Genomic DNA, 24,356 nt, shown 5'->3' on the forward strand with positions numbered 1-24,356 from the left:
CTGAAAATCAGACACACTTTTTGTCACTTAACCCTTTTTGCGTATCGTGTTCGTTATGGGCTTCAAAACTAATCTCTTTGCACTCTCAGATGAACTGCCGCGAACGAATATTTTGAATTATCCTCCTGCGAGCGCAGAGGAGACTCTTGCGCAATTGGACAAGATTTGGCCAGGGAAATTCGCCTTTGATTCCGAAGAAACCATTGAGGATGGTCATAATTGGTACTTCCACGCGGTAGCGTTTGGGCCAACGCTGCTTTTCGGGACCGACGACGTATACGACCTTATTGAGGACCCAGCGTTGGCGAACGATCCTCGCGAAAGTTGGTCACTGTGCATCAATAGTGTTGTCGATTTCTGCCACTATAAGACTCCTACCAGGGAATTAGAAGCAAGCTGCGAAGACTATGATTTTGACATGCAGCGGTTTTTCAGCTCTGGACGACTGTTGGATTTTGAGGTACCGTTCGCTAACGGTGAACACGTCGAGGTACTACATCCGACGGATGTGGCTGAATGGGAACAAACCCATGGCAGTGTGGCGCCCAAGGATAAAAATGGTGAGGTAAGTTACCTTTTCCATCCGCTGGAGCTAGGTAATGCTGCGGTTAAATGGATTTTCGGCATCGAGGGAGAAACACCATTGCAGGATAGTGTGATGGATTCACTGCCTGACTGCTCCCATGTTAATGGGTTACCGATGTACAACTTCGTGGAGCGCCGTTAAGAGCGTACGGGTAGGCTGCGTTTCAGCTGCGCAATTCCGTAGTAGCGACTCCCCATGCCGTCGATGACATCGATGGTGGTGGCAGTGTTGTCGTGATGATTAATGGGTTAATAACAAAGGGCGAGCGTGCGGCGAAGCAATTGACTGCACTCGGTAAACGGGTGCGGGCGAAGTCGCGAAACATGCGGTTCGAAGTTGAGTAGTGTTTTGCGTGTTAGTATTAGCAGTCCTTTGTATTGAACCGTTTTGCCGGATCCCAAATGGGTCTTTGTCAGCGAAGGGGCACTTCAGGCCCCACGCTAAATGGGGTCTAGCTACGAATCGTTACGCACAGGTAGAGATAGATAGGGAGTAGCCAAAAATGGCAGATCCAGCACGCGCGCGCAGGCTGTCCAAGCGTATTCAGGAGATTGTCGCCAGCGCAATTGAGCGTGAGATTAAGGACCGGCGGCTGGAGTTTGTGACTATCACCGACTGCCGCGTCACCGGCGATTTGCACGACGCCACAGTTTTCTACACTGTGCGCGGACGTACGCTCGACGAGGAACCGGACTACGAGTCGGCAGCAGCAGTGCTGGAAAAGGCGAAGGGGCAGCTACGTTCCCTGGTCGGTCGTGGCACCGGTGTGCGCTACACACCGACGCTGGCTTTTGAGGTTGACACGGTGCCGGAGATTTCCGCGCACCTTGAGGAGCTGCTCGATAAGACTCGCGCGCGCGACGCGGAATTGGCTGAGCAGGCTAGAAACGCAAAGCCCGCAGGCGATGCCAACCCATACCGCGACGAGGAGTAAAACTCTCCACCGGCCACATCTATCGATGAAAGGGGCACCCACGTGACCACTTCTCCGCAGGCTCAGGAGCAGGCAGCTCACCAGCTTTCCCAGGCGATTAATCGCCGCATGTCCAAGCCGATTCAGCAGATGCAGGATATGCTTGCCGACGCCAAGAAGGTCGGCGTCATTGCCCATGTTCACCCCGATGCGGATGCGATTGGTGCTGCATCTGCGATGGTCATGGCACTTGTACAGCGTGGCATTTCGGCTGTAGCCAGCTACGGTGAGAGCGATTTGCCAGCCAAGTCGCTGTTGACCATCCCCGGATGGGAGCGATTTGTCGAGTACACGGACTTGGATGAAGACATTGACACGTGGGTGACTGTCGACTGCGCAAGCCCGGGGCGCCTCGGTGCGCTGGAAGATCGCGTGATGGCCTCCGACCGCGTTATCAATGTTGACCATCACGCGACCAACACTCGCTTTGGGTCCGTCAACATGGTTGACGAACGCGCAGAGTCCTCGACCATGGTGCTCCTGGACTTCTTTGGTGTCTGGGGTATCAAGCTGACCACGCCGATGGCTCATGCTCTCTATGCAGGGCTGTTGACGGACACCGCATCGTTCCAGTTCGGCCATTCCCGCATGCACACTGCAGCGGCGCGCCTGCTGGATACGGGGCTCAATCCGCGCACGATTGGTGCACAGCTGCTGGAAGAACATCCGTTTGCCTACCTTCCATTCCTGGGCAAGGTGCTTTCCACCGCGACATTGGTGCCCGAGTGGGGCGACGGCGCTGGCCTAATCCACGTCGTCATTGAGCACGACCAGACCGCCGAAGTTGGCCACGATGAGATTGAATCGGTCGTGGACATTGTGCGTACGACTAATGCGGCCGACGTCTGTGCCGTGCTTAAGGAGTATGAGCCAAACCAGTGGGCCGTCTCGCTGCGTTCTCGCGAGCTTGTCGATGTCTCCCAGGTCGCCCTGGAAATTGGCGGCGGTGGCCACGAGCGTGCCGCCGGTCTGACTCGGGAGTGCAGCAAGGATGAGCTGCTGCAGGCCATCCTGGACACCAGCGATGTCGCAGCCCAGGCACGCCGAGGCACGAGCGAGGCCTAGGGGATTGTCGGACTCGCGAGAAACTCAGGAGCGCACTGAGATTGAGCAAACTGGCATAGAGCGAACCGGGCACAGTGCGAAGTCAGATGTCAGCCTTCGCGCAATCGTTTCGCTGGCGCTGCCAGCGTTGGGTGTTCTTGCCGCGCCCGCACTCTATGTGCTGCTGGATACGGCTGTCATTGGTCGGCTTGGAGCTGTCCAGCTTGCGGCGCTTGCCGCTGGTTCGACGGTATTTTCCGTGGTAACTACGCAGCTCACTTTCTTGGCTTACGGCACGACCGCCCGATCAGCGCGAGCCTTTGGCAGGGGCAACGTGGACGAGGCGGTTGAAGAGGGATTGCAAGCGACGTGGGTCGCCATCTTTGTGGGCCTTAGCCTCTTTGCCATCATCGTGGGGTTGGCACCAGTATTTACCGGTTGGTTAGCTCCTCATCCGGAGGTCGCTCATGATGCCGGGCAGTGGTTGCGAGTTGCTGCCTTCGCCATTCCGCTGACGTTGATTGCGCAGGCTGGAAATGGTTGGTTGCGCGGTATCCAAAACACCCGCGCGCCGCTGCTATTTGTGCTCTCAGGCCTTGTTCCGGCCGCCATTGTGATTGTGCCGCTGGTCCGCGCCTTCGGCCTCGAGGGCTCTGCGCTGGCCGTTCTCTTCGGCGAATTGATTACCGGCGGACTGTTCCTCCGCAGTCTTTTCAAAGAGTGCTCTAGCCGCAAGCTTTCCATGCGCCCGAATGGCGCCATTATCAAAAGCCAGCTGGTCCTCGGCCGCGATCTCATCGTTCGCTCCTTGTCCTTCCAGGTAGCGTTCCTCTCCGCCGCAGCGGTTGCTGGCCGCGTTGGGCCGACCACGCTCGGTGGGCACCAGGTCATGCTGCAACTGTGGAACCTGATTTCGTTGGTGCTCGACTCGCTAGCGATTGCTGCACAGACGCTCGTCGGTGCAGCGTTGGGCGGTAGCTCCACGGCCGTTGCCCGCTGGACTGGCAAGCGCGTGACGGTCTGGTCAAGCGTCATTGCCCTCGGCCTAGCGGCTGTTTTCGCAGTAGGTAATGCCAGCATCGTCCGCATTTTTACCGACGCAACAGGCGTGATTGACGCAGTCACCGCCGGACCATGGTGGATTCTTGTCGCAATGATTCCTATCGGCGGTGTCGTCTTCGCGCTCGATGGCGTGTTGCTCGGCGCCGGCGACGCAGCCTTCCTCCGTAACGCCACCGTTAGCGCGGTCCTGTGCGGATTCCTCCCACCGGTCTGGCTGGCGCAGGCATTTGGCTGGGGGCTGACCGGCGTGTGGTGCGGTCTCTTGGCCTTCATGATTCTGCGACTAATCTTTGTCGCTACCCGTTTCCGTGGAGAGAAATGGTACGGCATCAGCGCATGAGTGTGCTTGCCGACGTCCAGGAGTATCTGGCCAGGCATTTGCCCGCCGGTAGCCGGCTAGTTATTGACTCCAATGCCGAGCGTCCGTTTAGTGATGCGGAATTGCAGCAGCTCCGTAGCGCTGAGTTGAGGCTGTCTGATAGTGCAGCACCTGTTCGAATCCGTGATTTCACCCGAGGGCGCCTCGCTGCGCATGAGGCGGTGCAACGGCTAGGAGAGCCTGCCCCACATGGGATTGGCATGTCGACCACCGGAGCGCCGCTGTGGCCGCGAGGAGTCGTGGGGTCAATTAGCCATTGCGACGGGGCCGTGGCAGCCGTGTCCGCGAGCGCTGAACAGCTGCAGGGGATTGGCATCGATGTCGAGGTCGAGCAGACTCTAGAGTTAGGAATCATCGAGGCAGTCTTGCGCACTGACGAAGCACGCCTTGACCCGCTGGTGCAATTTAGCGCCAAGGAATCAATGTACAAACTCTGGGAGCCGATAGTCGGGCAGTGGCTAGACTTCGACGAAGTCTCCGTCCAACTGCGAAAGAAACGGATAGCAGCGCGAGGTTTTTCCCGAGGACTCACAGGCGGACCTTTACAGCTAACGTTTCACCGTGAGATTCCCGACGCCTTCTGCGGAGTAAAAGGCTTCTGGGCTCGCGGTGCAGGCATCGTTGCAACCGCGGTGTGGCTCGAGCAGTCTTAAAATCCTTGAGAGGTAGTCACAGCGTGGCCGGGCGCACCACGAAGACCGTCTTAGCCCGTTTGCCAGATTCTGTGAGCAGCGCCGGAACCTTTCCCGTTGGTGACACCGCCGCATAGACTCCAGGTTTTCCGATCGGCTCCAGCCACTTGCCCTGAGCCAAATCAGCCGCCTGCTGTTCAGTAATTTCGCGGGTATCAAAGCAACGCAGGCAGGCCTCGTCCAGACTCATCGGCAGCAAGGAAGCGGCGCGCTCCGGGACTGGGCGTCGCATCTCCGCAATTTCTGGATGGGCGGTGTCGAACTGCTCGGCCTTCGCCGTGAGCTCGTCGATAGTCAACGCCTCATCAATAGTGAAAACGCCGGCGGCAGTACGCCGCAGAGCAGTGAGATGACCACCGACTCTCAGTGCATCCCCCAAGTCACGAGCTAGGGCGCGGATGAAAGTGCCGGCAGAGCAGTCGACCTCCACGTCGATATCGATGCACTCCCCGGGGCGCGAAGGATCGGAGTCGTGGCGGATGTCCAGAACCTCATAGCGGGTGATCGTCACTGGGCGCGCAGGGATATCGACCTTCTCACCACGGCGGATGCGCTCGTAGGCGCGGACACCGTCAATCTTCACCGCTGATACCGCCGCGGGTTTTTGCATGATTGTGCCGGTGAACTTCGCAATTTCCGCTCGAACCATTTCATCAGTCACCGATGCCGCCGAGGATTCGGAGAGCAACTCGCCTTCGGCGTCGTCGGTAAGCGTGGCAGCGCCGAGTCGAATGGTGGCTTGGTAGGACTTCGTGTCGGCGTGGACATGTGGCAGGAAACGGGTGCCGCGGCCGATGCCGAGGACGAGCACACCGGTGGCCATTGGGTCGAGGGTACCGGAGTGGCCGACCTTCTTGGTGCGGAAGATGCGACGGAGTTTGCCCACTACATCGTGGCTTGTCCAGTCTTGGGGCTTGTCGACGATAACAATGCCGGAGTCTGCAATCGGATCGAAGTCGGTCATAGACGCAATCCTATGTTGCGCTATATGCGGTGTGTTAAACGGTGACCAGTTACACTGGCTCTTTGTGGAGATTTGGTATGGCTTGGACAATGCACCCGAAGACCTGGGGGACACGGTCGTAACCATCGGAGTGTTCGATGGTATTCATCTTGGGCATAAGCGCCTGATAGCTGCTGCGGTCAGTGACGCTCGCGCTCGTGGCGTGAAATCGCTGTTGATGACTTTCGACCCCAATCCCGTAGCGCTGTTTGCCCCGGATAAGGTGCCGCCGGCGCTGTCCACCGTTTCCCGTCGTGCCGAGCTGGCAGAGGCGGAGGGAATCGATGCCATGCTCGTCGTGCCTTTCGACAAGAACTTCTCCAGTATCCCCGCTGAAGATTTTGTACGCACCGTTGTCCGCGACAAACTGAATGCACAGGCCGTCTTCGTTGGCCAGAACTTCACCTATGGGCAGAAGGCCGCAGGTACCGCCGAGACTATGCCGGAGCACGGCCGTAAGTGTGGGGTCGACGTCACCATCGTCGACCTCCTCGACGTCACTGCCGCGGACTCGACCGAACGTGTTTCGTCGACACGTATTCGCGGTTTGCTTGCCGACGGAGCGGTGTCCGCAGCCGCCTCGTGTCTCGGGTACTTCTACCGTGTCGATGGTGACGTTATTCCCGGTCAGGGGCGTGGGGGAGCGCAGCTGGGCTTTCCGACCGCCAATATTGACTTCGCCGAGGGCTTGGCAGTCCCGGCTGATGGTGTCTACGCGGCATGGTTTACGGCTCAGCCGACGGCAGCCCGCCCGGAGCCGGACCCGAAGGGCGATATCGAGTTTGGGGTGCGCTACCCAGCAGCCGTGTCGGTGGGCACTAATGTGACCTTTGGAGACACTGATCGAACGGTCGAGGCCTACGTGATTGACCGTCACGCGGACCTCTACGGCGCCGCCGGGCAGGTTGAGTTTGTCGATCGGATTCGCGGAATGGAGAAGTTCGACTCGGTCGAGGAGCTCATTGACCGGATGAACCAGGACGTAGTAGACACCGAGGCCATTTTGGCAAAGACCGATTAGCTGTTAAAGTAAAACGCTGGCTGTGACTGCGGTCCACAAGCAGTTGCGAGGAATCAGCTGCCAAAAGCTGTTTGGTTCCGGGAAAGCCGAGAATGTGGACTGAAAAAACGACCATAATTTGATTCAAGGAGTTAGATTTACATGGCTTTGAGCACTGCAGAAAAGGCTGAGATCCTCAAGGAGTTCGGCCTGCACGAGACCGACACCGGTTCCCCGGAGGCTCAGATTGCACTGCTGACCGCTCGTATTCGTCAGCTGACCGAGCACCTGAAGTTCCACAAGCACGATCACCACTCCCGTCGTGGTCTGCTGCTGCTGGTCGGTCGCCGCAAGGGCCTGCTGCAGTACCTGCAGGACAACGACGTTGAGCGCTACCGTAAGCTGATCGAGCGCCTTGGTCTGCGTCGCTAAGGTTCTCCTTAAGGTCCTGTTTGTCAGAGCTTCATTGGTGTAAGTTGCTCTGTTAATTCAAGGCTTTTAAGCTTTTTAGACTCGCCGTTTGGGTTTCCATTGGATGGAAGCTCACGGCGGGTCTTTTTTTTGATCACTTGTCGTTGTGGTATTCACTCATCGATGCGCTGTAGCGTGGCCACAAGTGAATACCTCATCGACAGGTGGAGGGGCTGATCGAAAGCGTGCGCATAAGTGCCGGGGCACCATCGATAAGACACGGTAATTCGTCGATAAGACACGGTAAACCATCGATGAGTCAAGAAAAGTCATCGATAAGTGCCCCCCGCCCCGCAAACTCCTAGAACCCCGCGTAGGTGCAAGAACCCAGATGCAGTGAGAGATCTCCGATCCGTCCAATACGAGAACTTTCCGCGTTAGCTGGTAGAATGCGTGACGCAAACGAAGTTCATTCGATCTTTTACAGGCGACATCGATGATCGCCGCTATTTCTAGGAGTAAGAAACCTATGGCCAACAGCAAGGCTGTTGAATTTTTCTTTGATGAGGATTTCGGTATTACCGAGGCCGTTGCCACCATCGACAATGGTGATTTCGGCACCCGCACCATTCGCTTTGAAACGGGCCAGCTGGCTCGTCAGGCCGATGGTTCGGTGACCACCTACTTGGACGAGGAGACCATGCTCCTGTCCACCGTCACCGCTTCCAACCAGCCCCGCGAGGGCTTTGATTTCTTCCCGCTGACCGTCGACGTTGAAGAGCGTATGTACGCTGCGGGCAAGATTCCGGGTTCGTTCTTCCGCCGTGAGGGCCGCCCGTCTACCGATGCCATCCTGGCATGTCGTCTGATTGACCGTCCGCTGCGTCCGACCTTCGTCAAGGGCCTGCGCAACGAGGTACAGGTTGTTGTCACCGTCATGTCCTGGGATCCGAAGGACCGTTACGACGTTGTCGCAATCAACGGCGCGTCAGCTGCAACTCAGCTTTCCGGGCTGCCGGTCTCCGGCGCTGTCGGTGGCGTCCGCATCGCGCTTGTTGCTGATGACAAGCACCCAGAGGGTGCATGGGTCGCTTTCCCGACCGAGGAGCAGCACGAGCAGGCTCTGTTCGAGATGGTCGTCGCTGGCCGTATCGTCACCCGCAAGCGTCGCGGCAAGAACGTCGAAGATGTCGCCATCATGATGGTGGAGGCCGGAGCAGGGGAGACCGTCGTCAAGCGTATTGCTGACGGTGCACCGGCGCCGACCGAGGACATCGTCGCCGCTGGCCTCGAGGCAGCAAAGCCGCACATCAAGGTTCTGTGTGAGGCACAGAAGGGTCTGGCTGAGCGCGCAGCGAAGGAAACGCAGGAGTTCCCGCTGTTCCCGGCATACAGCGATGAGATTTTTAACGCAGTCGAGAAGAAGTCCGCTAAGAAGCTGGCCAAGCTGCTCACCATTCCGGGTAAGCAGGAACGAGATGACGCCACCAATGAGTACATGGAGGACGTCGAGGGGCAGCTGCTGGAGCGCTTCGTATCCGATGATGTCGACGAGCAAGCTGCATCTAAGCAGATTCGCGCTGCATACAACGCAGTGATGAAGCAGATTGTCCGTGAGAAGATTCTGGCTGAGGGCTTCCGCATCGATGGTCGCGGTGTCACCGACATTCGTGACCTGGGCGTTGAGGTCGGTCTGATTCCGCGTGCCCACGGCTCTTCGCTGTTTGAGCGCGGCGAGACCCAGATTCTGGGTGTCACCACTTTGGATATGCTGAAGATGGAGCAGCAGATTGACTCGCTGACTCCTGTTACCTCCAAGCGCTACATCCACCACTACAACTTCCCGCCGTACTCCACCGGCGAGACCGGTCGTGTTGGCTCTCCGAAGCGCCGCGAGATTGGTCACGGAGCACTGGCTGAGCGTGCTCTGCTGCCGGTCGTGCCGTCCCGCGAGGAGTTCCCGTACACCATTCGCCAGGTCTCCGAGGCTCTTGGATCCAATGGTTCGACTTCCATGGGCTCGGTCTGTGCTTCGACTCTGTCGCTGTACAACGCCGGTGTGCCGCTGAAGGCCCCGGTTGCCGGTATCGCCATGGGCCTGGTTTCCGGCGAGGTTGACGGTGAGAACCGCTTCGTCGCGCTGACCGATATCCTCGGTGCCGAAGACGCATTCGGTGACATGGACTTCAAGGTCGCTGGTACTGCTGACTTCATTACCGCACTGCAGCTGGACACTAAGCTCGACGGTATTCCGTCGAAGGTTCTGGCCGATGCCCTGTCCCAGGCTCGTGACGCACGTCTGGCCATCCTCTCCACCATGGCTGAGGTCATCGAGTCTCCGGACGAGATGAGCGGTCTCGCTCCGAAGATCACCACCGTTAAGGTTCCAGCGTCCAAGATCGGTGAGCTCATCGGCCCGAAGGGCAAGACAATCAACGGCATCACCGAGGAAACCGGTGCTGATATCTCCATCGAGGACGACGGCACCGTATTTGTCTCGGCAACTTCCGGTAAGGCTGCGGACGCTGCAATTGAGCAGATTAATGCGATTGCTAACCCGCAGCTGCCGAAGGTCGGCGAGCGCTACCTGGGCACTGTCGTGAAGACTGTCGCTTTCGGTGCTTTCGTTTCCCTGACTCCGGGCCGTGACGGTCTGATTCACATCTCCAAGCTCGGTGGCGACAAGCGCATCGAGAAGGTTGAGGATGTTATCAATGTCGGCGACAAGATTCAGGTCGAAATCGCTGATATCGACAACCGCGGCAAGATCTCGCTGGTTCCGGTCGAGGACGACTAACCGCCTGTCGTAGACAGTAAGTAGACAAAAGCGGCTAGGCACTGCGCCTAGGCGCTTTTTGTTTCGCTCAAAGCGAGAACTACTGCAATGCGATCTTCTTCCGCTGCGGCTTGAGCAGTGTGGTCAGGAAGATCAGCACCACGCCAAGACCCGCGGCGGTAAACATCGCAATGCTATAGCCACGAATCAGGTCGTCGGTTGCAGGAGCTGCTGCACCAGCGCCGGAAAGACCCGCGGCAATGACAGTCGACAGCGCGACAAAAAGTGCAGTACCAACCGCGCCTGCAACCTGCTGCAGCGTGTTCAGGATCGCTGAGCCATCCGGGTAGAGGTTCTTGGGAAGATCGCCAAGGCCGAATGTGAACAGTGGAGTAAACAGCAGCCCCAAGCCAATCTCAAAGACGATGTGGCAGGCGACAATCCACCACAGCGGAGTGGACGCCGAGATAAAGCCGAGCCCGAAGAGACCGAGGGCGAGAATAATAGAACCAGGGATTGCCAGCGGACGCGGACCGTAGGTGTCGAAAAGGCGGCCAACAGCCGGACCCATAAGCCCCATAATCAGCGGGCCGGGCATCACAATTAGTCCAATGGTTTTGACATCAACACCGCGCAGGTTGAGGTAGAGCGGCAGAATGATGATCACACCGAACATCAGCATAAAGCCGAAAGTCAGGATGGTTGTGGACAGTGTGAAGCTCTTGGTGCGGAAGGTCCGAAGGTCCAGCAGAGCTCGGTTTCGTGGTGCCAAGCGGCGCTGACGCATGATGAAGAGCACCAGTAGCACGATTCCGGCTGCGCAGAGGATTCCGTCGATAAGCGAAAATTCGGCACCCACACGGCTGAGCGCATACACGAGCGGACCGAATGCGCCTGCGCTGAGGAACACCGAGAGAATATCGATGGGCTTGGCGGAGTTTTCCTCGATGTTGGGCACGAGGATGACGCCGACCACGAGCACAATCAGGCCGAGCGGCAGCATCGTGTCGAAGAGCGCATGCCAATTGTTGTTTGCAATCTCCAGAATTAAACCGGAGACAGTTGGGCCGATAGCAGGTGCGACGGCGATGACTATGCTCATGCGTCCCATCATGCGACCGCGCTCATGTTCCGGTACCACATTGAGAACCGTGGTCATCAGTAGTGGCAGCAACACTGCGGTGCCGGAGGCTTGAACAACGCGTGCGAGCAGCAGGATTGCAAAACCTGGCGCGAAGGCACCGATGAGAGTGCCTACGACAAATAGCCCCTGGCTGATCGCGAAAAGAGTGCGGAAGCGCACTGAGGCAATGAGAAATCCAGTGACCGGAATGACAACAGCCATGGTCAGCAGGAATGACGTTGTCAGCCATCCGGCAGTCGCTGCGCTGATGTTAAGGTCCGCCTTAACGACGGGAATTGCGACACTCATGACCGTCTCGTTCAAGATAGCCATAAATGCCGCAGCTAGTAGCACATAAATGGCCATGTAAGCGTTTTTCGGCGCTTTGGCCTGTGCTGCTTCCGAACTTGGGCTCAATTCGGAATCTTCAGATTCAGAAACCAAGAGAAGTCACTTTCTAGATATAGGTACTGAAATAAGTAATTTTCTAAGATGTTGCGGCTTAGCGCAAGAAAATCCCCATCGTAAGCCGACAAAACGGCAAAGCCGACGGGGGCATTGGCACACAAGTTGCCCAACACATTCTAAGGTAAGGGATAGAGATGAACCCGTTGGGAAAGGACAAGAGAGCTGTGAGCAATATCAAGGTCGGCGTACTTGGCGCCAAGGGTAAGGTAGGGTCCACCATCTGCGAGGCAGTTGAAGCCGCCGACGATTTGGAGCTGGCAGCGGGTCTCGACTCGGGCGATGACCTGAATGAACTTGTCACGGCTGGTGTGCAGACCATTGTTGACTTTACTCAGCCCGACGCTGTGATGGGCAATCTTGAGTTCTGTATTAAGAATGGCATCAACGCCGTCGTGGGTACCACGGGCTTTACCAAGGAGCGCCTCGATCAGGTGCAGCGCTGGCTTGACGACGCCGACGGTGCCGCCAATGTCCTTGTTGCACCGAACTTCGCAATCTCCGCAGTATTGACCATGAAGATGGCAGAGCTAGCCGCTCCGTACTTCGAGTCCGCTGAAGTTATCGAAATGCACCATCCTTTTAAAAAGGATGCCCCCTCGGGCACCGCTATCCACACTGCTGAGGCTATTGCCCGTGCTCGCAAGGAAGCAGGCATGGGGGAGCAGCCCGATGCCACTGAGCAGACTCTGGATGGTGCTCGCGGCGCCGATGTCGAGGGCATTCCGGTACACGCAGTACGCATGACCGGTTCGGTGGCTCACGAGACCGTTATCTTCGGCACTGAAGGACAGTCGCTCACCATCAAGCAGGACTCCTACTCGCGCACCAGCTTTGTGCCGGGTGTGCTGCTGGGCGTGCGTAAAATTGAGGATTTTCCGGGCCTGACTGTGGGACTGGAGCCGTTCCTGGGACTGTAATTGCCAGGAGTTCACTGAAAATGTCTGAAAACGTCACTCTCAAGGCGCAACTGATTGCCTCGACCAATTTCTTCCCACCTGAGGACATCGACTTTGATACCGATGCCGACGGTGGGGAAGCATTAATTGAGTTCTCTGGCCGGGCTTGTTATGAAACGTGGGACAAGCCCAATCCACGGACAGCGACCAATAGGGGCTATCTGCGGCATGTGCTCGAGGTAGGCCACACCTCACTTTTTGAACACGCAAGTGCAAGCATCTATGTCCGTGGGCTGTCGCGCTCGTGTGCACATGAACTCACACGGCACCGTCACTTTTCCTTTTCGCAGTTGTCGCAGCGGTTTGTGCCGACCAGTTCCAACAATGTTGTAGTTCCTCCCGCAATTGCGGAGGACCCGGATCTGTTGCGAGTTTTCGAAAGCGCGGTTGATCAGTCCCGTTTCGCCTATGGTGAGTTATTAGACGCACTGGAAGAGAAGTGGGCCGATGAGCCCAACGCTATCTTGCGGCGAAAGCAGGCACGCCAGGCAGCCCGGGCGGTTTTGCCCAATGCCACCGAAACTCGAATCGTGGTTACTGGTAATTTCCGGTCTTGGCGCCACTTCATTTCGATGCGTGCGACCGAGCATGCCGATGCTGAAATTCGGGAGTTGGCAGTGGCATGTCTGCGGGAGCTGCAGCGCTGCGCTCCTGTTGCTTTTGGGGATTTTGAGATCAACACTCTGAAGGATGGGTCGGTCGTCGCGTCGAGTCCTTACGCCTTCGAGGGGTAATCGCACGTACAGTGTGAAGATATAGTCGATTGAGATTTTTAAGAAAAGGTAGTCAACAATGAGCACAGGAATTGCGTCAACTCGCGGTGCTGACATTTTCGGCACTGTCGCCGTAGCTATGGTGACCCCTTTTGATAAGGACGGAAGCCTCGATGTCAAGGCAGGTGTGCAGCTCGCTGGGCACCTTGTAGACGGCGGCTGCGATGCACTCATTCTGGCCGGTACTACTGGCGAGTCGCCTACTACGACCGTTGAGGAAAAGCTTGAGCTTCTCCGAGCTGTCCGCGCAGAGATGGGCGATAAGGTCAAGCTTGTGGCCGGTGCCGGTACCAATGACACGGCCGAGTCTATTGAGCTGGCAAAGGCTTCTGTGGAAGCGGGCGCGGATGCGCTGCTCGTCGTCACGCCGTATTATTCCAAGCCGTCCCAGGAGGGCCTGTACCGCCACTTTACGGCGGTGGCCGACGCAACCGAGGCTCCGGTGTGCCTGTATGACATTCCGCCCCGTTCGGTTATTCCGATTGAAGTTGATACCATTTACCGGTTGGCGGAGCACCCGAGAATCCAGGCTGTTAAGGACGCCAAGGGAGACTTGGGAGCTGCCGCCGGCATTATCGCTAATACTGATTTGGCGTGGTACTCCGGTGACGATGTGCTGAACCTTCCGTGGCTGTCGATTGGCGCCACCGGGTTCATTTCCGTTATTGGACATGCAGCCCCGCAGCTGCTGGCCGAGGTGCGCTCTTGTTTTGACAAGGGTGACCTTGCTGGTGCGCAGGCAGCCCACGCGAAGATGACTCCGCTGTTTGCCGCTCAGGCTGCACTTGGCGGTGTAAGTTTTGCTAAGTCCGCTCTGCGTCTGCAGGGCATTGAGATAGGAGATCCACGCTTGCCGCAAATTGCAGCAAATGACCAGCAGCTTGAGGTGCTTGAAGAAGCTATGCGGAAGGCAGGTGTTCTGTAGTGGCTGAAGGACGCAATCGCGCCCGCAAGGTAACTCGTAAGGCCGGTCCGCCTTCCGAGTCTGACGTGGCTGCAGCAGAGCAGTCCAAGAACTCTGCATCCAAGGGCTCCGACAAAGGTCGAGCTAACTCGAACGGCTCGAAGTCCTCGCAGCGTTCCGGTGATCGTAAGAACGCCGGCAACGCTAAGAAGTCCCAAGGTTCGTCGAATTCTTCCAACCGCGGTTCTCGTGGTGGTCGCGGTGGCCGTGGCGGTAACCGCGGAAATAATTCGCGGGGTGGCCGTGGCGGGCGTGGCGGCAACCGTCGTAACGTAGTGCAGTCGATGCAGGGTGCAGACTTGACGCAACGTCTGCCCGCGCCGCCGAAGGCCCCCAAGGACGGTCTGCGTGTGGTCGCGCTGGGTGGTATTTCCGAAATCGGTCGCAATATGACCGTGTTGGAGTACAAAAACCGACTGATTATCGTCGACTGTGGCGTGCTGTTCCCGAGCTCGGATGAGCCGGGTGTTGACCTGATTCTGCCTGACTTCTCCTACATGGAAGACAAGTGGGATCGCGTGGAAGCTCTCGTGGTCACCCACGGTCACGAGGATCACATCGGTGCTATCCCTTGGTTGCTCAAGCAGCGCGCGGACATCCCGATTATTGCTTCCCGCTTTACCTTGGCACTGATTCAGGCCAAGACACAGGAGCACCGTCAGCGCCCGAAGGTCATCGAGGTCAACGACACCAGCCACATTCAGCGTGGTCCGTTCGATCTGCGTTTCTTCAACGTCAACCACTCGATTCCGGAGTGCCTTGGCATCGTCATTAAGACCGGAGCTGGCATGGTTGTCCACACCGGTGACGTGAAGATGGACCAGACCCCGCCGGACGGAAAGCCGACTGACCTGCCGGCGCTGAGCCGCTACGGTGATGAGGGAATCGACCTCTTCTTGTGTGAGTCCACCAACGCCACAATCCCGGGCTTCTCCGGTTCCGAGGCGGAGTTGGCTCCGACCCTGCGTCGTCTGATTATGGACGCAAAGCAGCGCGTTATCGTTGCGGCTTTCGCGTCGAATGTCTACCGCGTTCAGGCTGTTATCGATGCAGCTGTCAAGGCTGGACGAAAGGTCGCGTTCAACGGCCGCTCCATGATTCGCAACATGCGTATCGCGCAGGAGTTGGGTCTGCTGACCGCGCCAGAGAACACCATCGTGGAGATGAACGAGGCCGCTCGCATGGCGCCCCACAAGGTCGTGCTGGTGACTACCGGTACGCAGGGTGAGCCAATGGCTGCGCTGTCTCGCATGGCCCGTCGTGAGCACCGTCAGATTACCGTCCGTGATGGCGACCTGATTATCCTCAGTTCTTCGCTGGTACCGGGTAACGAAGAGGCGGTCTTCGGCGTTATCAACATGTTGGCCCAGATTGGTGCCACGGTTATCACTGGCAAGGATGCCAAGGTTCACACCTCCGGTCACGGGTTTGCTGGCGAGCTGCTGTTCCTCTACAACGCAGCCCGTCCGTCGAATGTCATGCCAATTCACGGTGAGTGGCGCCACATTCGTGCCAACAAGGAACTGGCTGTGTCCACTGGCGTGAAGCCAGAAAACGTTGTCCTCGCTCAGAACGGTGTGGTTGTCGACCTCGTTGACGGCCGCGCTCGTGTAGTTGGCCAGGTTCCGGTCGGTAACCTCTACGTTGATGGCGTCACCATGGGTGACGTCGACGCTGACGTGCTGGCAGACCGTGCTGAAATGCGTGAAGGTGGTCTTATCACCGTCACAGCCGTCATCGATAACCGCACTGGTCGTCCGTTGGAGAAGCCGCGGGCTCAGGCTCGCGGTTACTCGGACGACGCCAAGGAAGTGCTCGCAACCGTCGAGCAGGTCGTTGACGATACTCTCTTTGACCTGGCTGGCAGTGGCGAGAACAATCCATACCGTATGGCTCAGGAAGTTCGTCGCCGCACCGAGCGCGTCATTAACCAGAAATGGCGTCGCAGTCCGATGGTTGTTCCGACCATCGTGCCGATGTCCTCAGAGGCAGCCGAAGAGGTCACCGATGAGGAAATCAAGGAGTCGCGCGAAAGCATCTAAGTTTCTAGAGCGTCGTTTAGCGTAAGAGCCCGCATCCACCTAAAGCCGTGTGGATGCGGGCTTCTCCGTGCCTGGTCTAGTCTGGAGCTATGACTTTTGCTGAACGGGAACGTGAAGACCTAGCTAATCTACTGCTCAGCGTCGGCCCCGACGCACCGACCTTGTGCGAGGGCTGGACAACCCGGGATTTGGCCAACCACCTTTACATTCGCGAAAACCGTCTGGATGCCGCTGGCGGGATGTTCGTCAAGGCGCTTTCGGAACGCCTCGTTGCTGTTACCGCTGAGGTCAATCGAATGCCCTACGTCGAAGTGGTGGGGAAGTGGGGCAGTGGTGCTCCGCGATGGAATCCAATGAACTGGGCAGACCGCTATGTCAACACTGCGGAGAACTTCGTTCACCACGAGGACGTCCGTCGTGCCCAGGAAGGTTGGACCGTTCGTCAGCTGCCACCCTCCGGAGTTTCAGACCTGTGGCGCCTGGTCACTACTGCTGGCCGTATGATGTTGCGCGGTTCGACCTCGACCGTGGTGCTAATGCGCGACGACGGGGTTGCGGTGACCCTAATCGACAACAGTGCTAAGGGTGCTCCGGTTGTGACTGTCCGCGGAAGCGTCGGGGAACTGGTGTTGTGGCTCTATGGCCGTGACGAGGTACGCGTCACCATCGACGGCGACGAATCGGGCATCAAGCGCAACAGCCTTTAAGATCACGTTCTCAGTTCTGGACAGTCGTGGCAGCCCGCCTGTTAAACAATGACACGCGTGTGACTAATGTGAAAACGATCCGGTGTTAGCTGTAAGGTTATGGTCATGTCTGCGACCAGCCGAACCAGAACTGACAATCGTCGTGGATCTTCCCGCTCTGCGGAGACAGATGCCACGCGGCGATACCCCGTGCACAGTGCCACGGAGGAATTCGAGCGCACTCCTAGCGCTATGTCGTTCGTGGGCAATAGCTTGGCCAGCGCCTGGACTGAAACTGCCCGCGGCGTGGCCGGTCTTGCCCGTCGGGTAGGCGGTCGCAAAAATAAGCGAGATGAAGAGGAGAATATGTCGCGGCGCGAAAGTGACGCCGATTTTTCGACGAAGCCCCGTAGGAAGCGTCGTAAAGCAGCTAGCGGCTATGACGATGTAATTGAACCGCCGGCACCGGCCTCCTCCGTGCCAGCTGACGAGTTCGACTCAGACTTCGATGAGGGTGGCGAACCGGGATCGAAGGATGGCCTCGCACTACTCGTGCTGGCGTTGGCGATTGTGCTCGCTGGCTCGACATGGTTCCACCTGGCAGGGCCAGTGGGGGAGTTCATTGAAACGGCAGTGCGCACGCTCATTGGTATCGGCGCTTTTGTACTTCCGGTGCTGCTCGGTGTTGTTTCCGTATTAATGATGCTGGATGCTATGCCGCGCCGTGAACGTCTGACACCTACCATCACTGGAGCTTCGCTGATCGTGGTGGGGCTGCTCGCAATTGTGCATATCGGCTCGGGTCGTCCTGCGGACTGGCAGGGGCGACGTGCAGCTGGTGGCGCAATTGGTGGTTATATCGGTTCGCCGCTAGCAGCCGGGTTTACCTCGTGGGTCGCCGTGGTTTTGTTGCTGGGTATCGTTTTTTACGGCGCTTTGGTGCTCTCTGGCGCGACGGTGCGCCAGCTTATCGATGCCACTAAGGAATACTTCAACTTTTCCGAGTGGTCTTCGCGTCGTGCCGGCGACGAGCCGGAATCGGACGATCCCTACGGCAATGTCGATGACATGCTGGAACGTCGTGCGAGCTGGGATTCCGATACCGCATATGCCGATGAGGACTTTGACCAGCCGACGCAGCTAATTGAGCGTCGCCCAAGCCACAGCAGCCGCACGCAACATTCCTCGTCTCGTTCGACCGGTCGCCCTGCTTACCGAGCGCCTCGTCGTGGCGCGGATAGCCGTAGGTCCGCACCCGAACCTGCGCCTTACGACGAACCGGATACTGACGGTAACCTCTACGATCTTTTGGACGAAGAGCCGCAGAGGAACCGACAGGCTCCGCGACGTGCCCGTCAGGTTGAGGATGTCGACTACGATTCGGCAAAGACCACAGTGTTCGATGTCCGGAATGGGGCACCGCACTCCAATCGAGTTTCCCCGGTGGAGCCGGCGTTTCCGGCAGCTGAGTACGTGGAGGAAACTCAGTCGGATGCAGTACATCGCGACACCGCTGAGACAGAATCGACTATTCCAGCTGTCGGGGGCACGAACTACCACGCTGTCGACGAGGATTATGACGAGTACTCCGAGTACCCGACGCAGGAGGCTGCTGCAGCTAGTAACAGCGAACGGAATCGTGTTTCCGATTCCCGAGCGCCGAAACAGCCCGCTGTTCAACCTGAGGTCGTAGAGCCGGCGAGCGCGCCGCAGGGCGAGTCGTCTGTCGATGATTCGCGGGATGCAGTGTCTGAGGCTACCCGCCGCACAATGGATGCCATTGCCGCTCGTTCTGGTATCGATGCGTCTAAGATTCCGGCCACAACTCCGAAGTCTGAATTGGAAAAGGATGCCGAGGGTACTTCCGGTTCGTCGGCACGCACGCCGGAATCTGACTACCACCTGCCATCGACTAATTTGTTGATTCCAGGTGAGCGTCCCAAGACACGTACGGCGACGAACGACCGCATGATTGAGGCGATTACTGAAGTATTCGCAGAATTCAAGGTCGATGCTGCGGTGACTGGTTTCTCTCGCGGTCCGACGGTGACTCGCTACGAGGTCGAGCTTGGCCCGGGCGTGAAGGTCTCGAAGATCACGAACCTGCAGTCCAACATTGCCTACGCGGTAGCGACCGACAATGTCCGCTTACTGACTCCGATTCCGGGAAAGTCGGCCGTTGGTATCGAGGTGCCGAACAACGACCGTGAGATGGTTCGGCTTGCCGACGTACTCAACGCGCCCAAGACCGTTGCGAACGATGACCCGATGCTGATCGGTCTCGGTAAGGATATTGAGGGCGAGTTTATCTCGCACTCCATCCAGAAAATGCCACACCTTCTCGTTGCCGGTTCGACCGGTTCGGGTAAGTCCGCGTTCGTAAACTCGATGTTGGTTTCGCTGCTGACTCGTGCGACCCCGGAGGATGTCCGCCTGATTCTGGTGGACCCGAAGATGGTCGAGCTGACTCCATATGAGGGGATTCCTCACCTGATTACGCCAATCATCACTCAGCCGAAGAAGGCCGCGGCGGCTCTGCAGTGGCTGGTTGAAGAGATGGAACAGCGCTACATGGACATGAAGGCCGCCCGCGTCCGTCACATCAAGGACTTCAACCGTAAGGTCAAGTCCGGTGAGATTACGACCCCACTTGGCTCGGAGCGCGAGTACCGTCCGTACCCGTACATTGTCTGTGTCGTTGACGAGTTGGCAGACCTGATGATGACCGCACCCCGCGATATCGAAGATGCGATTGTGCGCATCACGCAAAAGGCCCGTGCTGCCGGTATCCACTTGGTGCTGGCTACGCAGCGTCCGTCTGTGGATGTGGTCACCGGCTTGATTAAGACGAACGTGCCATCGAGACTGGCATTCGCTACCTCGTCGCTCACGGACTCCCGCGTCATTCTTGACCAGGGCGGTGCTGAAAAGCTCATTGGTATGGGCGATGGCCTGTTCATCCCACAGGGTGCAGGCAAGCCGCGACGTCTTCAGGGGGCCTTCGTCACAGACGAAGAGATTCAGGCAGTAGTCGATGCAGCTAAGGCGCAGGCCGAGCCGGATTACACCGAGGGTGTCACGGAGGATAAGAGCGCTGAGGCTGAGCGCAACATTGACCCCGATATCGGAGATGACCTGGAAGATTTGCTTCAGGCAGTCGAGCTGGTGGTCACCGCACAGCACGGGTCGACCTCGATGTTGCAGCGCAAGATGCGAGTCGGTTTCGCCAAGGCCGGTCGACTGATGGATCTGATGGAAACTCGCGGAGTGGTTGGACCGTCAGAGGGATCTAAGGCACGTGAGGTGCTGGTCAAACCAGAGGAGCTCGAAACCATTAAGTGGATGATCAAGGGCGCAAACCCGGAGGATGCTCCTAAGGAAGAAGTAAACGTAGTCGACGCTGATCCGAATCAGTCTATGGCGTAGGACGACCCAGCCTTACCGCCGTTTCTGATTGCGTGTATAGTCGGCACACGTGGAGGGGAGTATCCCCGGTAAAAGTGGATGTTTTCCGCTAGCCCGTGACGGTTATCGTCAGCACGGATTGGACGCACAGACTCGTCTTGCGCACATCGAATCCCGGTGCCGTCACTTTTGCCACTATGGCAGAAGCAGGAGAGACCTCCGGTTCATGTTCGCACGACCGGAGGTCTTTTTTAATATGCATGTCCCCGCATTGGTATGGATTATCACCATTGTGGTCGTCATGGGTTTTATCGCCTTTGACTTCTATGCACACGTTCGCACGCCGCATAACCCAACTATGAAGGAAGCCGGCATCTGGACCGCTTTCTACGTAGTCTTGGCATTAATTTTCGGCGGAATGGTGTGGTTGTTATGGGATCACCACCGAGGCATTGAGTTTCTATCGGGCTATATCACCGAAAAGGCGCTCAGCGTAGACAATCTATTTGTCTTTGCACTCATCATCGGCGCATTCAAGATTCCGCGCCAGTACCAACAAAAGGTTTTGCTGTTCGGTATTGCGATGGCGCTGGTATTCAGAGGCCTGTTCATTTGGGCTGGTGCGGCAGTTATTGCCAAGTGGTCTGACGTTTTCTACCTGTTTGCAATCTTCCTGATTTACACGGCTATCAAGACGGTGTACGACGAAGCCGTCGATAAGCCGGAACCCGATCCGTCGGATATGAAGCTGATTCAATGGCTGCGTCGAATCGTCCCAATTTCGGACCATTACAACAAGGACAAGCTGACCGTTAAGGAAAACGGCAAGCGTTACTTGACTCCACTTGCCATCGCGCTGGTGTCCATCGGTTTTATCGATGTGATGTTTGCGTTTGACTCTATCCCGGCTATCTACGGCCTGACGGATGAGGCATATATTGTCTTTACTGCAAATGCCCTTGCTCTCATGGGTTTGCGACAGATGTACTTCCTGCTCAACGGTCTGCTGGATCGCTTGGTGTACCTGGCTTATGGCCTGGGTGTCATCCTTGCCTTTATTGGTGTGAAGTTGCTGTTGCACGCACTGCATGAAAACAACCTGCCGTTTATCAACAGCGGTGAGAACGTGTCGGTGCCTGAAGTATCGACCTGGGCGTCGCTGGCGGTCATCGTCATCGTTCTGGTGGTGACTGTCCTGGCATCGTGGCTCAAGATCAAGCGTGATGAAAACATGGGTGCGATTGCCTTTCCGCGTGTTCACCACGATGATGATGGAAGCCGCGATGGCCTCGGCTCTCACGCTTCCTCTACTTCTGTCAGTGAGGGGTCAGCGTCGGCCGGCAGCGAAACTAACGGTTCACACACCGGTAAGAACGAGCCTGGGCGTTAATCGAACACGATTGTGAGATAAGGTAACAACTGTGACTGCTCCAAGTGCTGATACAAGCCGTGTTTCCAACTGGAACTTGCCAAATTTCCTGACCGTGCTTCGCATCCTCGGAGTACCGGTGTTCCTGTGGGTACTTCTTCAGGAGGGCGGCGAAGCCACCAATTGGCGCTGGTGGTCGTTTGTCGTATTCGCGCTTCTGATGGCGACTGACAAGTTGGACGGGCACCTCGCACGTAGCCGTAACCTCATTACCGACTTTGGCAAGATTGCCGATCCGATTGCCGATAAGGCTCTGATGCTGGCTGCGCTGATTGGTATGAACATCATCGACATTCTGCCGTGGTGGGTGACTGTCATCATCGTGATTCGCGAAGGTGGCATCACCATCTGGCGTATGTTCGCACTGCGTCAGGGGCGTGTTGTTCCGGCTTCTCGGGGCGGCAAGATAAAGACGGTTCTGCAGTCTGTAGCAGTGGGGCTCTTCCTGATGCCAGTGGACTGGTTGTTCTGGCCGTCCTGGATTGTGATGATTGCCGCCATTGTCGTCACCGTCGGTACTGGTATCCAGTACATTGTGGATGCGCGAAAGGTCTCGTAGAGAAATTAAGTGGAGGGTAAAGCTGTGAACACAGTCGAACGCCTCGCCCAGAGCGACGAAAACGCTAACGGTGTCGATGGCGTTTCGCTTCAACTCGTCCAAAAGCTTACGGCTCGTGGCGAGACTTTCGCAGCTGCCGAATCGCTCACCGCAGGTCTTCTCTGCGCCACCGTCGCCTCCGTACCGGGAGCCTCCGCCGTTCTGCGCGGTGGTGTGGTTACCTACGCCACTGACACGAAGGCGTTGCTTGCCGACGTGCCGAAGGATGTATTGGCCACTTATGGCCCGGTGTCCGAATTGACGGCCAGGTATATGGCACTTGGAGCGGCGAATAGAGCAGTGGCGGACTGGGGGATTTCGCTAACTGGCGTTGCTGGTCCAGCGATGCAGGATGGGCACCCAGTAGGTGAAGTCTGGTGTGGCCTGAAGCCACCGGGAGCTTTGTATCTCGACGGGGTAACCGCTGTTAGATTACCGGTGAATGGAGAAGGCACGCGCGCGGAGATTCGTCGTCAAGCGGTGGTATTGGCGTTAGAACTGTTGATGCAGAAGCTCGACAGTGAGTAGAATTTTTGAAAATTGGGAACAGGTCGGCCCTCTAAAACGTTAGAGAAAGTGATGACCAACAATACTGCACTTATGACCATTCACTACCCAGAGGTAGATAGCGCTGCTGCTTTGGCGGCTTCGATGGATGCCACAGCGCAGTCTGCGAAGGTGGCCGTAGCGGGGCAGCCAGGATCAGTTGCAAAGTTAACTGCACAGGATTTGGCGGACCGGGAGGATTCCCGGGAGCCTCTGCTGCGAGAGGCGCTGGGAGAGACCCTGCGTGATATCCGTTCGCGTAGTGGACAGACGCTGCGTGAGCTTTCTGAAAATGCGGCTATTAGCCCTGGATATCTGTCTGAGCTTGAGCGCGGCCGCAAAGAAGTTTCATCTGAGCTGCTGGCGTCGGTATGCGCGGCGCTCGGAGTGACCGTGTCGGATTTGATGATGGAAGCGGCTACAGCGATGGCTCTGCACTCGGCGAGCCCTGAATTGGCAGCGATGTAAAAATGGTTGCGCCGGTAGAAGTTTATTCCATTGCTCCGGCACTTAGCACCCGAAGAAGCTCGGCATTAGTTAAGATTGGGTGCGCGATAAGCACAGACCTGTGTTGCGGTAGTTGCATTTAGAAAGGTGTATGGAACGCTATGGCTAATCCATTTGTAAAGCTATGGAATTACTTGATGGCCGCTTTTGATTCCAAGATTGAGGAAAACGCTGATCCGAAGGTTCAGATTCAACAGGCTATCGAGGATGCCCAGCGGCAGCACCAGGAACTATCGCAGCAGGCAGCGGCGGTGATTGGTAATCAGCGCCAGCTGGAAATGCGTCTTAACCGCCAGCTCGCTGAGATTGAGAAACTGCAGGGTAACACTCGCCAGGCATTGCAGCTCGCCGACAAGGCTCGTGCTGAAGGGGATACTGCCAAGGCTACTGAGTACGAGAACGCAGCTGAGGCTTTTGCAGCTCAGTTGGTTACTGCTGAGCAGTCGGTAGAAGATTTGAAGGCTCTGCACGACCAGTCGCTGCAGCAGGCAGCTCAGGCTAAGAAGGCCGTAGAGCGTAATTCCATGCAGCTGCAGCAGAAGGTCGCGGAGCGCGCAAAGCTCCTCAGCCAGCTGGAACAAGCAAAGATGCAGGAAAAGGTCTCCGAGTCCCTGCAGTCGATGAATCAGATTTCTTCGGGTTCTACCCCTAACCTGGATCAGGTTCGTGACAAGATTGAGCGTCGTTACGCTAACGCTCTTGGCCAAGCTGAGCTGGCTCAGAACTCCGTTCAGGGGCGTATGGCTGAGGTAGAGGCCGCAGGCGTTCAGCTTGCTGGGCACACTCGCCTGGAGCAGATTCGCGCAGAAATGAACGGCGGCAACGAGCTCTCTGGTGGCGAGGCTCAGAAGTCCATTGAGGGTAACGCCGCCTCCAGCGTTGATCCTGCAGTCGCTGAGCGCATGCGCCAGCTGCGTGAGGGAAACTAATTCT

Annotated in this window: 21 protein-coding genes; 19 read left to right on the forward strand and 2 right to left on the reverse strand. The window is 57.3% G+C overall.

The genetic code is table 11. The features are described from left to right. Positions 1 to 55: 55 nt before the first annotated feature. The 5 genes from HMPREF3053_RS04090 (at position 56) to HMPREF3053_RS04110 (ending at position 4,697) form a co-directional block, all read left to right on the forward strand. Entirely contained in the window at positions 56 to 727 is a 672-nt protein-coding gene (locus HMPREF3053_RS04090; RefSeq protein ID WP_083317218.1) for a hypothetical protein, read from the forward strand. Positions 728 to 1,088: 361 nt separating this feature from the next. Next, a complete protein-coding gene (rbfA, locus tag HMPREF3053_RS04095; RefSeq protein ID WP_070767311.1) occupies positions 1,089 to 1,520 on the forward strand; it encodes a 30S ribosome-binding factor RbfA in 432 nt (143 codons plus the stop codon). Positions 1,521 to 1,562: 42 nt separating this feature from the next. Continuing rightward, positions 1,563 to 2,624: a DHH family phosphoesterase gene (locus HMPREF3053_RS04100; protein ID WP_070767312.1), complete on the forward strand. Its 1,062-nt coding sequence runs from the start codon at positions 1,563 to 1,565 to the stop codon at positions 2,622 to 2,624. A gap of 4 nt (positions 2,625 to 2,628) precedes the next feature. Continuing rightward, positions 2,629 to 4,005 carry an MATE family efflux transporter gene (locus HMPREF3053_RS04105; RefSeq protein ID WP_080969546.1) on the forward strand — a complete coding sequence of 459 codons (1,377 nt, stop codon included), beginning with the start codon at positions 2,629 to 2,631 and terminating at the stop codon, positions 4,003 to 4,005. After that, positions 3,984 to 4,697, forward strand: a complete 714-nt coding sequence (locus tag HMPREF3053_RS04110) for a 4'-phosphopantetheinyl transferase family protein (RefSeq protein WP_049170823.1) — start codon at positions 3,984 to 3,986, stop codon at positions 4,695 to 4,697. Before HMPREF3053_RS04105 ends, HMPREF3053_RS04110 begins: the two co-directional genes overlap by 22 nt. 16 nt (positions 4,698 to 4,713) lie before the next feature. On the opposite strand, the gene truB is transcribed toward HMPREF3053_RS04110, so the two are convergent. Continuing rightward, positions 4,714 to 5,700 (reverse strand): tRNA pseudouridine(55) synthase TruB, encoded by a 987-nt coding sequence (gene truB / locus HMPREF3053_RS04115; RefSeq protein WP_070767313.1) that lies wholly within the window; start codon positions 5,698 to 5,700, stop codon positions 4,714 to 4,716. A 64-nt stretch (positions 5,701 to 5,764) separates the two neighbouring features. Here truB and HMPREF3053_RS04120 point away from each other — a divergent pair, with 64 nt between their 5' ends. The 3 genes from HMPREF3053_RS04120 (at position 5,765) to HMPREF3053_RS04130 (ending at position 9,947) form a co-directional block, all read left to right on the forward strand. Further along, positions 5,765 to 6,760 (forward strand): bifunctional riboflavin kinase/FAD synthetase, encoded by a 996-nt coding sequence (locus HMPREF3053_RS04120; RefSeq protein WP_070767314.1) that lies wholly within the window; start codon positions 5,765 to 5,767, stop codon positions 6,758 to 6,760. A 141-nt stretch (positions 6,761 to 6,901) separates the two neighbouring features. Further along, positions 6,902 to 7,171 carry a 30S ribosomal protein S15 gene (rpsO, locus tag HMPREF3053_RS04125; protein ID WP_070767315.1) on the forward strand — a complete coding sequence of 90 codons (270 nt, stop codon included), beginning with the start codon at positions 6,902 to 6,904 and terminating at the stop codon, positions 7,169 to 7,171. 508 nt (positions 7,172 to 7,679) lie between these two features. Continuing rightward, positions 7,680 to 9,947, forward strand: a complete 2,268-nt coding sequence (locus HMPREF3053_RS04130; RefSeq protein WP_048733516.1) for a polyribonucleotide nucleotidyltransferase — start codon at positions 7,680 to 7,682, stop codon at positions 9,945 to 9,947. 79 nt (positions 9,948 to 10,026) lie between these two features. Here HMPREF3053_RS04130 and HMPREF3053_RS04135 read toward each other — a convergent pair whose 3' ends face one another. Then, complete coding sequence (locus tag HMPREF3053_RS04135) at positions 10,027 to 11,415, reverse strand: DHA2 family efflux MFS transporter permease subunit (protein ID WP_246819369.1); 1,389 nt, start codon at positions 11,413 to 11,415, stop codon at positions 10,027 to 10,029. Positions 11,416 to 11,651: 236 nt separating this feature from the next. On the opposite strand from HMPREF3053_RS04135, the gene dapB reads away from it, so the two are divergent. The 11 genes from dapB (at position 11,652) to HMPREF3053_RS04190 (ending at position 24,352) form a co-directional block, all read left to right on the forward strand. Continuing rightward, positions 11,652 to 12,434, forward strand: coding sequence for a 4-hydroxy-tetrahydrodipicolinate reductase (gene dapB, locus HMPREF3053_RS04140; RefSeq protein ID WP_210400040.1), 783 nt, complete (start codon positions 11,652 to 11,654; stop codon positions 12,432 to 12,434). 20 nt (positions 12,435 to 12,454) lie between these two features. After that, entirely contained in the window at positions 12,455 to 13,207 is a 753-nt protein-coding gene (gene thyX, locus HMPREF3053_RS04145; protein ID WP_070429434.1) for an FAD-dependent thymidylate synthase, read from the forward strand. A gap of 58 nt (positions 13,208 to 13,265) precedes the next feature. Next, on the forward strand, positions 13,266 to 14,171 hold the full coding sequence (dapA, locus tag HMPREF3053_RS04150) for a 4-hydroxy-tetrahydrodipicolinate synthase (RefSeq protein WP_069358743.1): 906 nt from the start codon (positions 13,266 to 13,268) through the stop codon (positions 14,169 to 14,171). Further along, on the forward strand, positions 14,171 to 16,252 hold the full coding sequence (locus HMPREF3053_RS04155) for a ribonuclease J (protein WP_070429435.1): 2,082 nt from the start codon (positions 14,171 to 14,173) through the stop codon (positions 16,250 to 16,252). The genes dapA and HMPREF3053_RS04155 overlap by 1 nt, the downstream gene beginning before the upstream one ends. Before the next feature lie 89 nt (positions 16,253 to 16,341). Further along, positions 16,342 to 16,959: a TIGR03085 family metal-binding protein gene (locus tag HMPREF3053_RS04160; RefSeq protein ID WP_070429436.1), complete on the forward strand. Its 618-nt coding sequence runs from the start codon at positions 16,342 to 16,344 to the stop codon at positions 16,957 to 16,959. A 105-nt stretch (positions 16,960 to 17,064) separates the two neighbouring features. Further along, on the forward strand, positions 17,065 to 20,364 hold the full coding sequence (locus HMPREF3053_RS04165) for a DNA translocase FtsK (RefSeq protein ID WP_070767352.1): 3,300 nt from the start codon (positions 17,065 to 17,067) through the stop codon (positions 20,362 to 20,364). A gap of 235 nt (positions 20,365 to 20,599) precedes the next feature. Further along, on the forward strand, positions 20,600 to 21,733 hold the full coding sequence (locus HMPREF3053_RS04170; RefSeq protein ID WP_070767353.1) for a TerC family protein: 1,134 nt from the start codon (positions 20,600 to 20,602) through the stop codon (positions 21,731 to 21,733). A gap of 31 nt (positions 21,734 to 21,764) precedes the next feature. Further along, positions 21,765 to 22,331 carry a CDP-diacylglycerol--glycerol-3-phosphate 3-phosphatidyltransferase gene (gene pgsA, locus HMPREF3053_RS04175; protein ID WP_069358740.1) on the forward strand — a complete coding sequence of 189 codons (567 nt, stop codon included), beginning with the start codon at positions 21,765 to 21,767 and terminating at the stop codon, positions 22,329 to 22,331. Between the two features lie 24 nt (positions 22,332 to 22,355). Further along, complete coding sequence (locus HMPREF3053_RS04180) at positions 22,356 to 22,898, forward strand: CinA family protein (RefSeq protein WP_070767354.1); 543 nt, start codon at positions 22,356 to 22,358, stop codon at positions 22,896 to 22,898. Between the two features lie 123 nt (positions 22,899 to 23,021). Further along, positions 23,022 to 23,384 (forward strand): helix-turn-helix domain-containing protein, encoded by a 363-nt coding sequence (locus HMPREF3053_RS04185; RefSeq protein ID WP_370523079.1) that lies wholly within the window; start codon positions 23,022 to 23,024, stop codon positions 23,382 to 23,384. A gap of 140 nt (positions 23,385 to 23,524) precedes the next feature. Continuing rightward, positions 23,525 to 24,352 carry a PspA/IM30 family protein gene (locus HMPREF3053_RS04190; RefSeq protein ID WP_070601528.1) on the forward strand — a complete coding sequence of 276 codons (828 nt, stop codon included), beginning with the start codon at positions 23,525 to 23,527 and terminating at the stop codon, positions 24,350 to 24,352. Positions 24,353 to 24,356: the final 4 nt, after the last annotated feature.

The organism is Corynebacterium sp. HMSC064E07, assembly GCF_001815745.1.
Lineage (GTDB): Bacteria > Actinomycetota > Actinomycetes > Mycobacteriales > Mycobacteriaceae > Corynebacterium > Corynebacterium jeikeium_D.

Bases quoted from the DNA above. Each gene is read 5' to 3' on its own strand.
- HMPREF3053_RS04110 (WP_049170823.1), top strand. From the start codon at position 3,984: ATGGTACGGCATCAGCGCATGAGTGTGCTTGCCGACGTCCAGGAGTAT.
- dapB (WP_210400040.1), top strand. From the start codon at position 11,652: ATGAACCCGTTGGGAAAGGACAAGAGAGCTGTGAGCAATATCAAGGTC.
- HMPREF3053_RS04190 (WP_070601528.1), top strand. From the start codon at position 23,525: ATGGCTAATCCATTTGTAAAGCTATGGAATTACTTGATGGCCGCTTTT.
- HMPREF3053_RS04130 (WP_048733516.1), top strand. From the start codon at position 7,680: ATGGCCAACAGCAAGGCTGTTGAATTTTTCTTTGATGAGGATTTCGGT.
- HMPREF3053_RS04165 (WP_070767352.1), top strand. From the start codon at position 17,065: ATGTCTGCGACCAGCCGAACCAGAACTGACAATCGTCGTGGATCTTCC.
- HMPREF3053_RS04135 (WP_246819369.1), bottom strand. From the start codon at position 11,415: ATGGCCATTTATGTGCTACTAGCTGCGGCATTTATGGCTATCTTGAAC.
- HMPREF3053_RS04160 (WP_070429436.1), top strand. From the start codon at position 16,342: ATGACTTTTGCTGAACGGGAACGTGAAGACCTAGCTAATCTACTGCTC.
- thyX (WP_070429434.1), top strand. From the start codon at position 12,455: ATGTCTGAAAACGTCACTCTCAAGGCGCAACTGATTGCCTCGACCAAT.
- rpsO (WP_070767315.1), top strand. From the start codon at position 6,902: ATGGCTTTGAGCACTGCAGAAAAGGCTGAGATCCTCAAGGAGTTCGGC.
- rbfA (WP_070767311.1), top strand. From the start codon at position 1,089: ATGGCAGATCCAGCACGCGCGCGCAGGCTGTCCAAGCGTATTCAGGAG.
- HMPREF3053_RS04170 (WP_070767353.1), top strand. From the start codon at position 20,600: ATGCATGTCCCCGCATTGGTATGGATTATCACCATTGTGGTCGTCATG.
- HMPREF3053_RS04090 (WP_083317218.1), top strand. From the start codon at position 56: ATGGGCTTCAAAACTAATCTCTTTGCACTCTCAGATGAACTGCCGCGA.
- HMPREF3053_RS04185 (WP_370523079.1), top strand. From the start codon at position 23,022: ATGGATGCCACAGCGCAGTCTGCGAAGGTGGCCGTAGCGGGGCAGCCA.
- dapA (WP_069358743.1), top strand. From the start codon at position 13,266: ATGAGCACAGGAATTGCGTCAACTCGCGGTGCTGACATTTTCGGCACT.
- truB (WP_070767313.1), bottom strand. From the start codon at position 5,700: ATGACCGACTTCGATCCGATTGCAGACTCCGGCATTGTTATCGTCGAC.